Below are 12476 nucleotides of genomic sequence, written 5' to 3' on the forward strand. Positions count from 1 at the left end.
ACTGACAGCATGGTTCTCGGGCTATACTGACAGCTACGGCGTACATAAACACACCGAAAGGAGTGACGACTGCTCGCGGCACGCGAGGCTCGGCGACTGGCCGGCTGACGCGGCCGAATCCCGGCGCTACCTCCTGTCTACCACTCCGCGACGCCGCCGTCCTCGTGGCGCCAGACCGGGTTGTGCCAGTCGGGTTCGTCGGCCGCGCGAACCGCGTCCTCGTCCACGTCGATGCCCAGCCCCGGCCCCTCCGGGAGGTCCACGTAGCCGTCCTCGTACTCGAACACCGACGGGTCTTCGAGGTAGTCCAGCACGTCGCTGCCCTCGTTGTAGTGGATGTCGAGGCTCTGCTCCTGAATCAGCGCGTTCGGCGCCGCGGCGTCCACCTGCACGCACGACGCCAGCGCCACCGGCCCGAGCGGGCAGTGGGGCGCCAGCGCCACGTCGTAGGCCTCCGCCATCGACGCGATCTTGTTGACTTCGGTGATGCCGCCGGCGTGCGAGAGGTCCGGCTGAATCACGTCCACGCTCCCCTGCTCGAAGACCTCCTTGAAGTCCCACCGCGAGTACATCCGCTCGCCGGTCGCGATGGGCGTCGTCGTCTTCGCCGCGACCTCCGGGAGCGCGTCGTTGTGCTCGGGGAGCACGGGCTCCTCCACGAAGAACGGGTCGTACGGTTCCAGCGCGGCGACCAACTGCTTCGCCATCGGCTTCGAGACGCGGCCGTGGAAGTCCACGCCGATATCCACTTCGTCGCCGACCGCCTCCCGGACGGCGGCGATGCGTTCGACGGCCTCCTCGACAGCCTTCGGGTTGTCCACGCGGCGCATCTCCGGGGTCGCGTTCATCTTCAGCGCCGTGAACCCCGCCTCGACCTTCTCCGTGGCGGCCTCGCCGACGTCGTCCGGGCGGTCGCCGCCGATCCACTGGTAGACGCGGACCCGGTCGCGGGCCGGCCCGCCGAGCAGTTCGTAGACCGGCGCGCCCAGCGTCTGCCCCTTGATGTCCCACAGTGCCTGATCGACGCCCGCGATGGCTGACATCAGGACGGGGCCACCGCGGTAGAAGCCGCCGCGGTACATCGCCTGCCAGTGGTCCTCGATGCGCGTCGGGTCCTCGCCCAGCAGGTAGCTCTCGAACAGCTCCTCGACGGCCGCCTCGACGGTCTTCGCGCGACCCTCGACGACCGGCTCCCCCCAGCCGACGGTGCCGTCGCTGGTCGTGACCTTCAGGAACAGCCACCGCGGAGCGGCGTGGAACAGCTCGTAGTCAGTGATTCGCATTACGTCGAGGACTGACCGGACGCCCGTTAGTGGTTCCGGTCAGGCCCGCGAGCGCTCAGAACGACTGGCCGCTACTGGGGCCGGAGCCGCCGGGGCCGCGGTAGTCGTAGTCGCCGAAGCCCAGAACGGGGAAGAAGACGACCGGGAGCAGCCACAGCCCGATGCCGAACAGGACGCCGCAGCCGAACGACTTCGCGACGTCGATAGACATCTTCACCGTCACGAAGACGTTCACGAGGGGGACGAACAGCAACAGCAGCCACCACCACTCGTTGCCGCCGATTTTGAGCATCACGTAGACGTTGTAAATCGGGACGATGGCCGCCCAGCCGGGCTCGCCGGCCTTCGAGAACGTCAGCCACATCCCGCCGACGACGGCGACCAAGACCACCAGCGCGAACAGCAATGCGAACAGTCCAGCGACCGCGTCGCCGGCGCTCGACTGGAGGGGCAACAGGAGCGTGTCGACTGTCATCTAAGCCTACTACAGCCGTACCCACGGAAAAAACTCCGGGGAGTCACTCCAGTTGCTCGACGTACTCGTAGTCCGCGGGGTACGCGGTCGGCGCGGCGTCGTCCACGCGGATGCCCCAGCCGTCGAGCGCGCTCGGGTCGTCGAGCGCCGCGCGCAGCGTCGCGCGCACGTCGTCGACGTCCACGCCGTAGTAGTCGCCGGGCACGCCGTCGAGGTACTGCAGGGCCGTCCGGAAGAGGCTCCGCATCCCGTCGTCGTTCTCGAAGTCGTAGTGCTTGTACGCGCCCGCCGCCACCTGCACCATCCCGTGGAGGAACGCCGACTCCGTGGTGCCGCTGCCGTAGTTGTACCACTCGTCCTCGAAGCAGTCGTGGGACTCGTGGAACTCCCCGCTGTTGTAGAGGCGGACGCCGTGCTCGGTCGCGCGCCGCAGCGTTGCGTGCTCCCACACCCGGCGGTCCGCCAGCCAGCCGGTCGGGTTCCCCAGCGGCGGCGCGACACTCGGGTCGCGGGTGTGGTCGTCCATCACGCGGTGGTTCGGGCTGGCGGGCCGTAGTCCCGTCGGTGGGCGCGCCACGATAGCCGCAACGGCAACCCCTATGCGTCCGCGTCCGCTACGACGTGACGATGCGAGTCGAACAGCTAGGCGACGGCGAACCCGAAGTCGCAATCGTCGGGAGCGTCCACGGCGACGAGCCCTGCGGCGCCCGGGCAGTCCAGCGACTGCTCGACGCCGACCTCGACGTGCTCGAACCGGTGAAGCTCGTCGTCGCCAACGAGCGCGCGCTCGAGGAGAACGTCCGCTACCTCGACGCCGACCTCAACCGCTCGTTCGGCGAGGACGTCCCCGAGGACGCCCACGAGGTCGAACTCGCCCACCGCCTCGCCGACGAAATCCGGGGCTGTACGGTGCTGTCGCTGCACTCCACGCAGTCCCACGCCGACCCGTTCGCCATCACCGCGGGCTTCGACGGCTCGATTTCGGACATCGTCCCCCGGCTCCCGGTCGTCGCGACCGTGGACACGCAGGGCTTCGGCGAGGGCCGGCTGTTCGCGTCCGACGCGGACATCATCGAGGCCGAAGCCGGCCTCCAAGGGACGGAGACGGCAGCCGAGAACGCGTTCCGCCTCGCGCGCGAGTTCCTCACCGCGGTCGGCGCGCTCCCCGGGAGCGCGGTCGAACGCGAGATTCCCGTCTTCGAGATGGGCGAGTCGATTCCAAAACCGCCGGCCGACGAGTACGAGGTGTTCGTCGAGAACTTCGAGCGCGTCGAGCGCGGCGAGACGTTCGCCGCCGCCGACGGCCACGAACTCGTCGCCGACGACCCCTTCTATCCCGTCCTCCTCTCGCCGTACGGCTACGCCGGCCAGTTCGGCTACCGCGGCCAGCACCGCGGCACCGTCGGTCAGTCCTCGGACGGCGCGAACTCCACGAGCGTCAGCTCCCTGTCCAGCGCGCAGTAGTCGTGGGGCGGGTCCCCGAGAATCTCCTGAATCTGGTACTCCTCGTCGAACTCCGCGCCCGCCGGCTCACAGTACTCGTGGCTCGGGCACTCCGTGTGCGGGCACGGCCCCGCTAGCTTCCCCTTGCTCCCCGCGTACGCGCCCTTCGACGGCACGTTCGCTTTCACGGACGTCGGCTCCACGTCCACCGCGACCACGCCCTCGTCGTGGACCGCGCAATCCAGCACCTGTCCGCCCTCGCGGACCTCGCTGACCTCGTAGCGCACGCCCTCCTCGAGTGTCAGGCACTGCTTGCGGTACGGGCACCCCTCGCAGGCCGACGACTCCCCGCGGTAGACGAACTCGGTGCCCGGCTCCGCGAGCCGCGACCCGAGCAACGTGATAGACATGCCCGGGGATTCGGCTCGCGCGTGGTTAAGCCTCCCGCCAGCAGGACGAGCAGGAAACGTTTGGCGTGAACGTACTCGACGCGATACGGCAACTCCAGAAGACACCACCTCGAAAGCCCCGGGTCGCTCGACTCGTGCGCCTCGCTGCGCGCCTCGTTCGCTTCGCTCTCTCGGTGCTTGCTTCGGCGTACTTCGCCGAGCGACCCGCCCCTTTCAGTCCGCCCGTAGCCGGTTGGCCAGCCGGTAATTGGGTGGACTGAAAGGGGCGGGCCGGTCGGCTGCTCCCGGACGAAGCGAGCACGCGAGCACAGCGAGCGCGCGCAGCGAGTCCCGGAGCACCGAGCGGCCCGGGGCTTTCGAGGTAGTGTTGTCGGCCACTCCTGCGAACGCTCGCACGAAGACTAGACCTAGCCCGAACAGCTACCCGACCGAGCACCGACAGCCTAGGTGTGATACTGGTCGTGTGCGGGCCGCCGGGCGCGGGGAAAACCACAGTCACACTAGGCCTAAATCGACACCTCGAAGCCGACGGCTACGACTTTCGGGTGATTCACACGGACGACCTCTCGACGCCGGTGTACGACCACCTCTTCGAGCGCGTCGCCGAATCCCCCGAAGCGAACTGGCTGCTCGACGGGACGTTCTACGAGGCGCAGTGGCAACAGCGAATCCGGGAGTTCCCGGACGTGAACGTGATTCTGGTGACCGCGGACCGGGACACCTGCATCCGCCGGAACCACGAGCGAGATGGCTTTTCGGACCGCGCGGTGAAGGTGATTTACGACGAGTTCGACTGGCCGGACGCCGACTTCACTGTGGACACGGACATCCTGCGCGTGGAGACCGCGGTGGACCTCGCGTACGAGCGCGTGCAAGAGTGGCTCGCGGAGGCCGATACAGTCGAGAAGTGAGTCAGCCCGTGAGTTCGTCGAGTTCGTCGAGGTAGTCGTCCCGGGGGAGCTGGTAGACGCCCCGGTAGTCGACGTCGCCCGCGTCGAAGCGCGCCGCGAGGTCGATTGCGCCGGCGTTGGCAGCGTCCCGGGCGTCGAAGCGCGCGTCGGCGTCTTTGACGCGGACTTCGGGTTCGAGGCGGAGGGAGACGAACCAGCTGTCGGGCGTCGAGTGCGAGCGGCGCTTGCGCTCGGTGGGCGGGCGGCGCGCGACGCGAATCGTCGGGAGGCAGGGCGCGGGGAACTGCTGGGTGTCGAAGACGTCGGGCCGGTAGACGAGAATCGCGCCGTCCTCGTCGTCGTTCCACACCTGCCAGCCCTCGGGGAGGTCGTCGAACGCGGTCATGGGCGTCCTACCCCGCGAGCGCCGTAAGGTCTGCCGGTTCGCGGCAACGGAGCCGCAGGTGAAAGTGGAGCCGCTCGGAGTCGTGGTTGATCCAGCTCTTGCAGGCCGCAGAAGCGTAGAAATGGCGGGATTTACGTCGCAACGCAGGCCGTTTCACTTTCACTCCGCACCCCCGCCGTTCGCGGTCGCGGAGTCAGGAGTCGGCCAGCGTCGCGGCGGCTTCGACGCTGTCGGCGTCGTCGCCGAGCCACTCCTCGGCCCACTGTTCGATAGCGTCGAAGACCGGGAACAGCGACTCGCCTTTCGCAGTCAGCGAGTAGTACGTCGCCACCGGGGACTCCTCTTCGAGGCGGCGGTCGACGAACCCCATCTCCTGGAGGTCGTCGAGCACCCGCGAGAGCGTCCGCGAACTGGCGTCCGTCGAGCGCTTGAGTTCGTTGAAGCGCTTCTCGCCGTCCTGGAGGTCGTGGAGCACGATGAGCCGCCACTGGGAGCCGATCTGCTCCAGCGAGTCGATGACGCTGCAGGCCTCCTCGCTGTATCGCTCGTCTGCCATGTCCGGTGGTAGGGAGCCAGCACCCATAGTGGTTCCGACTGGAATCAGGTGTCAGAGTGACACTGCCGGGGTGACGCCGCCGTCACCGGCTGGCCCCGAGGTTAGCTGAACGGTTTACGTGTGGGCGACCTAGTGGGTGGTATGACTGACGCCGACCCCCACGCCGGACAGCCCGTCGAGTCCCGCGGCCCCGCGCTCGAAGACGCCGACAGCGCCGTCATCCTCCTGCACGGCCGCGGCGCTCGCGCGCAGGGCATGCTCGGGTTCGCCGACGACCTCCCCAGCGAGGGCACCGCGTTCGTCGCGCCGCAGGCCGCCCGCGCGACGTGGTACCCGAACAGCTTCCTCGAACCGACCGAGGAGAACGAGCCGTGGTTCAACTCCGCGCTCGGCCTCGTCAACGACGTCTTCGAGGACGTCACCGAGCACGTGCCCGCCGAGCGCGTCGCCCTCCTCGGCTTCTCGCAGGGTGCGTGTCTGGGCAGCGAGTTCCTCGCGCGCAACCCCCGCGAGTACGGCGGGTTCGTCGCGTTCTCCGGCGGGCTCCACGGCCCCGAGGGGACGACCTACGACTACGACGGCGACCTCGACGGCACCCCGGTCTTCCTCGGGTGCAGCGACCGCGACCCCCACATCCCCGAGGAGCGCGTCCACGAGACCCGCGACGCCTTCGAGGCGATGGACGCCGACGTCACCGAGCGCATCTACGAGGGGATGGGCCACACCGTCAATCAGGACGAACTCGAACACGCCGCCGACATCGTCGGCGGGCTGTAGCCGCGACCTGTACGTTTACCCGCGGCCGGCCACTACCAGTGAGTATGAGCGACGCCAGTGACAGCGCCGATACCGGCAGCGCGGACGCCAGCGAACTCCCCGAGACGGAGGCGGAGTGGCGCGAGCGACTCGGCGACGCCGAGTACGAGATTCTGCGGAACGCCGGCACCGAGCGCCCCTACTCGGGGGAGCACGTCGACCGCGACGAGGACGGCGCGTACCGGTGTGCGGGCTGCGGCGAACTGCTGTTCGACGCGGACACGAAGTTCGACGCGCACTGCGGGTGGCCGAGCTTCTGGGACGCCGCCGACAGCGACGCCGTCGAGCGCCGCCCCGACCAGAGCAACGGCATGGAGCGCACGGAAGTCGTCTGCGCGACCTGCGGCGGCCACCTCGGGCACGTCTTCCAGGACGGCCCCGAACCAACGGGAGAGCGCTTCTGCATCAACTCCGCCGCGCTGGAGTTCGACCCCAAGGACTAGAAGCAGTACGAGAACGGGTACGTGAGCGCGACGCGGTCGCCGTCCTCCAGCTCGGTGGCGAACCCGTCGAGCAGTTCGTTGAACCGGCCGTTCACGAGCACGCGAGCGTACGCCCGGGTGCGCTCGCCCTCGGGGTTGCGCTCCCAGCGCCCCGGCGGGTCGCCGGGGTAGTTCGCCCACGTCGCGGCCGTCTCCTCCTCCTCGCTCTCCGCGAGCAGCATGTCTTCGAGGCCGTACTCCTCGAAGAACGCGTCGAGGAACTCCCCGAGCGTGTCGCCCTCGAAGGTGAACTCTATCTCGTGCGTCCCGAGTTCGCGGCGGACGTGCCCGGTCGCGCCGACCTCCACCGTCGTCTGGGTCGTGGCTTCGGCTCGGTCGCTGTGCTGGACGCTCATACTGACGCGTTCTCCCTTCACGCCGGTAAGCCACGTCCCGAACGTGTTCGCGCTTCCGGGACTGAAACGCCTATGGCGCTCCCGGGCGACGCTCGAAGTGATGGACGAGGACCGCGAGTTCGCGCTCGAATCCCGGCTCACGAACCACGGCTGTTACCTCCGCGAGGTCGCCGTCGACGACGACACCTACTTCGTCACCTACCAGTCCGCCGCCGCCGACGCGAACGGCGAGATTCCCCACCAGCAGGTCGGCGACGTCGTCAACGACTTCCGGAAGCTGTTCGACCGGCGGGACTGGCCGGTGCGCAGCGTCGAAGCGACAGTGACTGACCTCGACGACGACCCGCTGGGCAGTTGGCGCGCCGAGAAGTCGTGGTTCGTCGCGCTCGCCGACGGCGACCTCACCGAGGTCGAGTTCTCCCGACGCCTGATTGACAGCCTCGAAACGGTCGAACGTTAGCCGCCCGCGCGCATCGCCTTCCGCCGGAAGTCCTCGATGAGCTCGTCGAAGGCGTCCTCGCCGAACGCCTCGTCGGCCTCGAAGGCGACCGTGACCTCCGTGAGTTCCATCGACGGCCCGATGGCGACCTTCTCCGCGGACAGCTCCGCGCGCCAGCCGTCGCCCTCGACGGTGTGGTCGTCGACGGCCGTGCCGCCGAGGCTCTCGAGGTAGTTGCGCGCGAGCCGCACCGAGATGCCGCGGAACTCCTTCTCGCGTCTCATCGGTGCCCGCCCGCCACCGGCGGGAAGATGCTCAACTGGTCGCCGTCCTCCAGTGCCGTCTCCATGCCGTCGAGGTGGAGGACCTCCCGCCCGCTCTTGAGGACGTTGATGTGGGGGCGCAGGTCGTCGTTCTCCACGAGCTGGCCCTCCAGTCCCTCGTACTCGGCTTCGAGTTCGCGGAGCACGTCGCCGACGGTCGTGCCCGCGTCGTACTCGCGCTCGACGACCTTCGTGCCGACGGCCTGCCGGAACGTCGCGAAGAAGCGCAGTTCGACGTTCATGCGCTCCCGAACCTGATGCCGTCCTCGACGAGGCGCTGGTTGCGCTCGCGGTCCAGCGCCGCGCCGAGCTCGTCGTGGTCGTAGAGCTGGGCGACCAGCTCCGCGTAGAGGTTCCGCCACGAGATGGCGTAAATCGGGGACTGACCCCACGCGCGCAGTTCCGGGACGAACTCGTCGAAGCGCTCCAGCCGGGACTCCAGTCGCTCGACGGCGTCGACGACGTACGACACCGCCTCCTCGTCGGAGTCCGCGGCCTCGATGGCGTCGTTGATACGGCGCTCCCAGCCGGCGACGGCCTGCTGCATGTCCTTGCGCGTGTCCTCGCTGTCGGCGGGCAGCGAGTCGAGAATCGGTTCCGGGACGCCGAGTGACACCGTTTCCATGGTTCGTCGTGGCGCTCCGACGAGCATAAATCCCCCGCTGGTTCCGACGACTGCCGGAACCGAGAGTCGGAGACGGCAGTCGGGTCGGTGCCGCAATTGTAACCGGTACCGTTCACGCTGTCGTGGGAATCACTATGGCGCAACAGTCCGTAGGTAACGATAGAGCACTAACTATGACCGACCTAGGTGGGTACCAGGACAACGTCGCTCGCGTGGACCTCAGCGCCGGCGACGTCGACTACGAGAGCATCGACGACGAGGACGCCCGCGAGTACATCGGCGGGCGCGGCCTCGGCGTGAAGTACGTCTTCGAGAACGGCCCCGACGTCGAGCCGCTCTCCGAGGAGAATCTGCTGGCGTTCATGACCGGGCCGCTGACGGGGACGCAGACCCCGATGAGCGGCCGAATCGCGGTGGTCACGAAGTCCCCGCTGACGGGCACCGTCACCGACTCTCACCACGGCGGGTGGAGCGGCGCGCGCCTCAAGTGGGCCGGCTTCGACGGCCTGTTGTTCGAAGGGAAAGCCGACGACCCCGTCTACGCCGTCGTCGAGGACGGCGAACTCGAACTCCGCGACGCCAGCCACCTCTGGGGGCAGGGCATCCACGGCACGCTCGACGACCTCGAGGAGGAAGTCGAGGGGTCCTACGGGAAGAACCTCTCCGCGATGACCATCGGGCCGGGCGGCGAGAACGAAGTCCGGTACGGCTGCATCATCAACGAGGACGACCGCGCCTCCGGCCGCGGCGGCACCGGCGCCGTCATGGGCTCGAAGAACCTCAAGGCGGTCGTCGTCAAGGCCGGCACGGACATGCCCAAGCCCGCCGACCGCGAGACGTTCATGGAGGGCCACAAGGCCGCGATGCAGGCGATTCAGGAGTCCGACGTCACCGCGCCCAACGAGGGCGGCCTCTCCGTCTACGGGACGAACGTGCTGATGAACCTCACCGAGGAGATGGAGGGCCTCCCGACGCGGAACGGCCGATTCACGTCCACGACGACGGAAGCCGACGCCGAACCCGACGAACCCAACATCGACTCGGAGAAGGTCTCCGGGGAGAACGTCGAGGAGAACATCCTCGTCGACGACCCGACGTGTCACTCCTGTCCGGTCGCCTGCAAGAAGGAAGTCGAGGTCGACGTCAACCACAAGGGCGAGGACCTCAACGTCCGCATGGAGTCCTACGAGTACGAGCCCGCGTGGGCGCTCGGCCCGAACTCCATGAACGACGACCGCGACATGATCGCGGTCATGATGGACCGCTGTAACGACCTCGGCATCGACAGCATCGAGACCGGGAACCTCCTCGCGTTCGCGATGGAAGCCACCGAGAAGGGCTACATCGACGGCGAGGGCATCGACTGGGGCGACCTCGACGCGATGACCGAGATGATCGAGAAGATCGGCGAGCGCGAGGGCGACCTCGCGAACACCCTCGCGGAGGGGCAGAAGCGCGCCGCCGAGGAGCTCGGCGCCCACGACTGCCGCCTCGACGTGAAGGGCCAGTCCATCGCGGCCTACGACCCGCGCGGCCTGAAGGGCATGGGCATCGGGTACGCGACCTCGAACCGCGGCGGCTGCCACCTCCGCGGGTACACGCCCGCCGCCGAGATTCTCGGCGTCCCGGAGAAAGTCGACCCCACCGACTGGGAGGGGAAGGGCGAACTCACCGCCACCTTCCAGGACCTCCACGCCATCTCGGACTCCTTCGACATCTGCAAGTTCAACGCGTTCGCGGAGGGCGTCCAGGAGTACATCGCCCAGTACAACGGCATGACCGGCCGCGACGTCGGCGAGGAGGACCTCCTCGAAGTCGGCGAGCGCATCTACAACCTCGAACGGTACTACAACAACCTCGCCGGGTTCGACGGCGACGACGACACGCTCCCGGACCGCTTCGTGGAGGGCGCCGAGGACGCGGTGCCCGCCGGCGGCGGCATCGAGGGCGAGCTCTGCGAGCTCGACAAGATGAAAGACGAGTACTACCGCGACCGCGGCTGGGTCGACGGCGTCGTCCCCGACGAGAAGCTCGACGACCTCGGCATCGACTTCGGCCCCGGCACGGGCGTCTCCGCGGGCGGTGCGGCCTCGGCGGACGACTAACGCTCCGACCCGAAACCCGTTTTTTCGCGCGCGCCGTACCTCGCGTAGTGACTGACATCTCCAAGGAGGCGTTCCACGACGCGCTGGAAGCCGTGGGCCGCCCGGTCGCGACCGCCGCGCAGGTCGCTCGGGAACTGGACTGCACGCAGGCGGAGGCGGCCGACGCTCTCGCCGAACTCGCCGAGTCGGGCGACGTGGAGCGCGCGGACGTGGAGAACGACCCCGTGGTGTGGTACCCGCGGGACTGGCTGGAACTCACCGACCGCGAGCGCGTGGTGCCGTTCCCGGATCGCCGCGAAATCGTCGTCGACCAGCCCGCGCAGTTCACGCGCGCCCAGCTGTCGCGGTTCGCGCACCTCGCGGACACGACGCGCTCGGGGAGCTACCGGTACGTGGTGCGCGAGGAGGACGTGTGGGCGGCGCCGTTCGAGAGCCTCGACGACCTCCTCGACGCGATGGACCGCGTGCTCCCGCGGGACTGCCCCGGCCTCAAGGACTGGGTCGAAGAGCAGTGGAATCGCGCGACGCGGTTCCGCCTCGTCACCCACGAGGACGGCTACGTCGTCCTCGAAGCGAAGACCGAGAGCCTGCTGGGGAACGTCGCCGACCAGCACCTCGCCGACGACGTGATTCGCGCGCCCATCTCGGACACGGAGGCGTGGGTCGCCGAGAACAAGGTCGCCGAATTGAAGCGCACGCTCTACGAGGCCGGCTACCCCGTCCAGGACGAGCGCGACCTCGAATCCGGGGAGCCGCTGGACGTCGACCTCCACCTCGAACTCCGGGACTACCAGCAGGACTGGGTCGAGCGCTTCGTCGACGCGAGTTCGGGCGTGCTCGTCGGGCCGCCGGGGTCGGGGAAGACCGTCGCCGCGATGGGCGTGCTCGAAGCCGTCGGCGGCGAGACGCTGATTCTGGTGCCGAGCCGCGAGCTCGCGGCGCAGTGGCGCGAGGAACTGCTCGCGCACACGAGCCTCGAACGCGACCAAATCGGGGAGTACCACGGCGGCACGAAGAACGTGCGCCCGGTCACCATCGCGACGTACCAGACCGCGGGGATGGACCGCCACCGCCACGTCTTCGACGACCGCGAGTGGGGGCTGGTCGTCTACGACGAAGTCCACCACATCCCCGCGGAGGTCGCACGGCGGTCCGCGGACCTCCAGAGCAAGCACCGCCTCGGGCTCACGGCGACGCCCGTCCGCGAGGACGACAAGGAGGAAGACATCTACACGCTCGTCGGGCCGCCCATCGGCACGGACTGGGACGCGCTGTTCGACGCGGGCTACGTCGCCGAACCGACCGTCGAGATTCGGTACGTGCCGTGGCGCGACGACGACGCCCGCTACGAGTACGCCGCCGAGAGCGGGCACACGCGCCGCCGGCTCGCCGCCGAGAACCCCGCGAAAGACGAGGAAGTGAAGCACTTGCTCCGCCAGCACGCCGACAAGCAGGCGCTCGTGTTCGTGGACTACCTCGAACAGGGCGAACGGCTCGCCGAAGCCATCGACGCGCCGTTCGTCAGCGGGGAGACGCGGCACGCCGAACGCGAGGCGCTGTTCGACCGATTCCGCACGGGCGCGCTGGACGCGCTGGTCGTCTCCCGCATCGGCGACGAGGGCATCGACCTGCCGGACGCCGAACTCGCCGTCGTCGCCTCGGGACTGGGCGGGAGTCGCCGGCAGGGCGCCCAGCGCGCCGGCCGGACGATGCGGCCGGGCGGCCAGTCGCTTTTGTTCGTGCTGGCGACCCGCGGCACCGAGGAGGAGGACGACGCCCGCAGCCGGATGCGCCACCTCGCCGCGAAGGGCGTCCGCGTCACGGAGTCCGGCAGCGAACAGGCCTGAGCGGACTGCCCCAACCCCGG

The 12476-nt window shown here is 68.8% G+C and carries 17 protein-coding genes; 7 read left to right on the forward strand and 10 right to left on the reverse strand.

The features are described 5' to 3' along the window. Window positions 1–137: 137 nt before the first annotated feature. Genes dgoD through HHUB_RS08240 form a run of 3 tightly spaced genes read right to left on the reverse strand, consistent with a single transcriptional unit; the run spans window position 138 to window position 2284 of the window. Complete coding sequence (gene dgoD / locus HHUB_RS08230; protein WP_059057149.1) at window positions 138–1283, reverse strand: galactonate dehydratase; 1146 nt, start codon at window positions 1281–1283, stop codon at window positions 138–140. Window positions 1284–1338: 55 nt separating this feature from the next. Further along, window positions 1339–1758, reverse strand: coding sequence for a DUF5684 domain-containing protein (locus tag HHUB_RS08235; RefSeq protein WP_059057150.1), 420 nt, complete (start codon window positions 1756–1758; stop codon window positions 1339–1341). 43 nt (window positions 1759–1801) lie between these two features. Continuing rightward, window positions 1802–2284 carry a DUF309 domain-containing protein gene (locus HHUB_RS08240; RefSeq protein ID WP_059057151.1) on the reverse strand — a complete coding sequence of 161 codons (483 nt, stop codon included), beginning with the start codon at window positions 2282–2284 and terminating at the stop codon, window positions 1802–1804. Window positions 2285–2385: 101 nt separating this feature from the next. Between HHUB_RS08240 and HHUB_RS08245 the strand changes: the two genes are divergently transcribed. Beyond that, on the forward strand, window positions 2386–3222 hold the full coding sequence (locus HHUB_RS08245) for a M14 family metallopeptidase (protein WP_059057152.1): 837 nt from the start codon (window positions 2386–2388) through the stop codon (window positions 3220–3222). Here the strand turns inward: HHUB_RS08245 and HHUB_RS08250 are convergent. Further along, a complete protein-coding gene (locus HHUB_RS08250; RefSeq protein ID WP_059057153.1) occupies window positions 3165–3611 on the reverse strand; it encodes a UPF0179 family protein in 447 nt (148 codons plus the stop codon). The genes HHUB_RS08245 and HHUB_RS08250 overlap by 58 nt on opposite strands. Before the next feature lie 449 nt (window positions 3612–4060). Between HHUB_RS08250 and HHUB_RS08255 the strand changes: the two genes are divergently transcribed. Then, complete coding sequence (locus HHUB_RS08255; protein ID WP_082687214.1) at window positions 4061–4522, forward strand: AAA family ATPase; 462 nt, start codon at window positions 4061–4063, stop codon at window positions 4520–4522. Window position 4523: 1 nt separating this feature from the next. On the opposite strand, the gene HHUB_RS08260 is transcribed toward HHUB_RS08255, so the two are convergent. Both HHUB_RS08260 and HHUB_RS08265 read right to left on the reverse strand, forming a co-directional pair. Next, window positions 4524–4907, reverse strand: a complete 384-nt coding sequence (locus HHUB_RS08260) for a DUF5820 family protein (protein ID WP_059057154.1) — start codon at window positions 4905–4907, stop codon at window positions 4524–4526. Between the two features lie 193 nt (window positions 4908–5100). Next, the gene (locus HHUB_RS08265; protein WP_059057155.1) at window positions 5101–5463 is read right to left on the reverse strand and encodes a winged helix-turn-helix transcriptional regulator; all 363 of its coding nucleotides are present in this window, start codon (window positions 5461–5463) and stop codon (window positions 5101–5103) included. 141 nt (window positions 5464–5604) lie between these two features. Between HHUB_RS08265 and HHUB_RS08270 the strand changes: the two genes are divergently transcribed. Beyond that, window positions 5605–6240, forward strand: coding sequence for an alpha/beta hydrolase (locus tag HHUB_RS08270; protein ID WP_059057156.1), 636 nt, complete (start codon window positions 5605–5607; stop codon window positions 6238–6240). 44 nt (window positions 6241–6284) lie between these two features. Next, window positions 6285–6722: a peptide-methionine (R)-S-oxide reductase MsrB gene (gene msrB / locus HHUB_RS08275; RefSeq protein ID WP_059057157.1), complete on the forward strand. Its 438-nt coding sequence runs from the start codon at window positions 6285–6287 to the stop codon at window positions 6720–6722. On the opposite strand, the gene HHUB_RS08280 is transcribed toward msrB, so the two are convergent. Further along, the gene (locus HHUB_RS08280; protein WP_059057158.1) at window positions 6719–7117 is read right to left on the reverse strand and encodes a MoaD/ThiS family protein; all 399 of its coding nucleotides are present in this window, start codon (window positions 7115–7117) and stop codon (window positions 6719–6721) included. The genes msrB and HHUB_RS08280 overlap by 4 nt on opposite strands. Window positions 7118–7217: 100 nt before the next feature. Here HHUB_RS08280 and HHUB_RS08285 point away from each other — a divergent pair, with 100 nt between their 5' ends. After that, the gene (locus HHUB_RS08285) at window positions 7218–7577 is read left to right on the forward strand and encodes a hypothetical protein (protein ID WP_059057159.1); all 360 of its coding nucleotides are present in this window, start codon (window positions 7218–7220) and stop codon (window positions 7575–7577) included. Here HHUB_RS08285 and HHUB_RS08290 read toward each other — a convergent pair. From HHUB_RS08290 to HHUB_RS08300, 3 genes are read right to left on the reverse strand one after another with little or no spacing between them, the layout of a single operon-like run. After that, window positions 7574–7840, reverse strand: a complete 267-nt coding sequence (locus tag HHUB_RS08290; RefSeq protein ID WP_059057160.1) for a hypothetical protein — start codon at window positions 7838–7840, stop codon at window positions 7574–7576. The two genes, HHUB_RS08285 and HHUB_RS08290, sit on opposite strands and share 4 nt — an antisense overlap. Then, on the reverse strand, window positions 7837–8121 hold the full coding sequence (locus HHUB_RS08295; protein ID WP_059057161.1) for a ubiquitin-like small modifier protein 1: 285 nt from the start codon (window positions 8119–8121) through the stop codon (window positions 7837–7839). Before HHUB_RS08295 ends, HHUB_RS08290 begins: the two co-directional genes overlap by 4 nt. Further along, window positions 8118–8504, reverse strand: a complete 387-nt coding sequence (locus HHUB_RS08300) for a hypothetical protein (RefSeq protein ID WP_059057162.1) — start codon at window positions 8502–8504, stop codon at window positions 8118–8120. The genes HHUB_RS08295 and HHUB_RS08300 overlap by 4 nt, the downstream gene beginning before the upstream one ends. Before the next feature lie 173 nt (window positions 8505–8677). Between HHUB_RS08300 and HHUB_RS08305 the strand changes: the two genes are divergently transcribed. Both HHUB_RS08305 and HHUB_RS08310 read left to right on the forward strand, forming a co-directional pair. Next, complete coding sequence (locus HHUB_RS08305; RefSeq protein ID WP_059057163.1) at window positions 8678–10609, forward strand: aldehyde ferredoxin oxidoreductase family protein; 1932 nt, start codon at window positions 8678–8680, stop codon at window positions 10607–10609. A gap of 47 nt (window positions 10610–10656) precedes the next feature. Beyond that, window positions 10657–12456 carry a DEAD/DEAH box helicase gene (locus tag HHUB_RS08310; RefSeq protein WP_059057164.1) on the forward strand — a complete coding sequence of 600 codons (1800 nt, stop codon included), beginning with the start codon at window positions 10657–10659 and terminating at the stop codon, window positions 12454–12456. Window positions 12457–12476 lie beyond the last annotated feature (20 nt).

It is taken from the genome of Halobacterium hubeiense, from assembly GCF_001488575.1.
Taxonomy (GTDB): domain Archaea; phylum Halobacteriota; class Halobacteria; order Halobacteriales; family Halobacteriaceae; genus Halobacterium; species Halobacterium hubeiense.

What these genes read in the sequence shown, in the direction of transcription:
- dgoD (WP_059057149.1), bottom strand. Translation starts at nt 1,283, where the DNA reads ATGCGAATCACTGACTACGAGCTGTTCCACGCCGCTCCGCGGTGGCTG.
- HHUB_RS08235 (WP_059057150.1), bottom strand. Translation starts at nt 1,758, where the DNA reads ATGACAGTCGACACGCTCCTGTTGCCCCTCCAGTCGAGCGCCGGCGAC.
- HHUB_RS08240 (WP_059057151.1), bottom strand. Translation starts at nt 2,284, where the DNA reads ATGGACGACCACACCCGCGACCCGAGTGTCGCGCCGCCGCTGGGGAAC.
- HHUB_RS08245 (WP_059057152.1), top strand. Translation starts at nt 2,386, where the DNA reads ATGCGAGTCGAACAGCTAGGCGACGGCGAACCCGAAGTCGCAATCGTC.
- HHUB_RS08250 (WP_059057153.1), bottom strand. Translation starts at nt 3,611, where the DNA reads ATGTCTATCACGTTGCTCGGGTCGCGGCTCGCGGAGCCGGGCACCGAG.
- HHUB_RS08260 (WP_059057154.1), bottom strand. Translation starts at nt 4,907, where the DNA reads ATGACCGCGTTCGACGACCTCCCCGAGGGCTGGCAGGTGTGGAACGAC.
- HHUB_RS08265 (WP_059057155.1), bottom strand. Translation starts at nt 5,463, where the DNA reads ATGGCAGACGAGCGATACAGCGAGGAGGCCTGCAGCGTCATCGACTCG.
- HHUB_RS08270 (WP_059057156.1), top strand. Translation starts at nt 5,605, where the DNA reads ATGACTGACGCCGACCCCCACGCCGGACAGCCCGTCGAGTCCCGCGGC.
- msrB (WP_059057157.1), top strand. Translation starts at nt 6,285, where the DNA reads ATGAGCGACGCCAGTGACAGCGCCGATACCGGCAGCGCGGACGCCAGC.
- HHUB_RS08280 (WP_059057158.1), bottom strand. Translation starts at nt 7,117, where the DNA reads ATGAGCGTCCAGCACAGCGACCGAGCCGAAGCCACGACCCAGACGACG.
- HHUB_RS08285 (WP_059057159.1), top strand. Translation starts at nt 7,218, where the DNA reads ATGGACGAGGACCGCGAGTTCGCGCTCGAATCCCGGCTCACGAACCAC.
- HHUB_RS08290 (WP_059057160.1), bottom strand. Translation starts at nt 7,840, where the DNA reads ATGAGACGCGAGAAGGAGTTCCGCGGCATCTCGGTGCGGCTCGCGCGC.
- HHUB_RS08295 (WP_059057161.1), bottom strand. Translation starts at nt 8,121, where the DNA reads ATGAACGTCGAACTGCGCTTCTTCGCGACGTTCCGGCAGGCCGTCGGC.
- HHUB_RS08300 (WP_059057162.1), bottom strand. Translation starts at nt 8,504, where the DNA reads ATGGAAACGGTGTCACTCGGCGTCCCGGAACCGATTCTCGACTCGCTG.
- HHUB_RS08305 (WP_059057163.1), top strand. Translation starts at nt 8,678, where the DNA reads ATGACCGACCTAGGTGGGTACCAGGACAACGTCGCTCGCGTGGACCTC.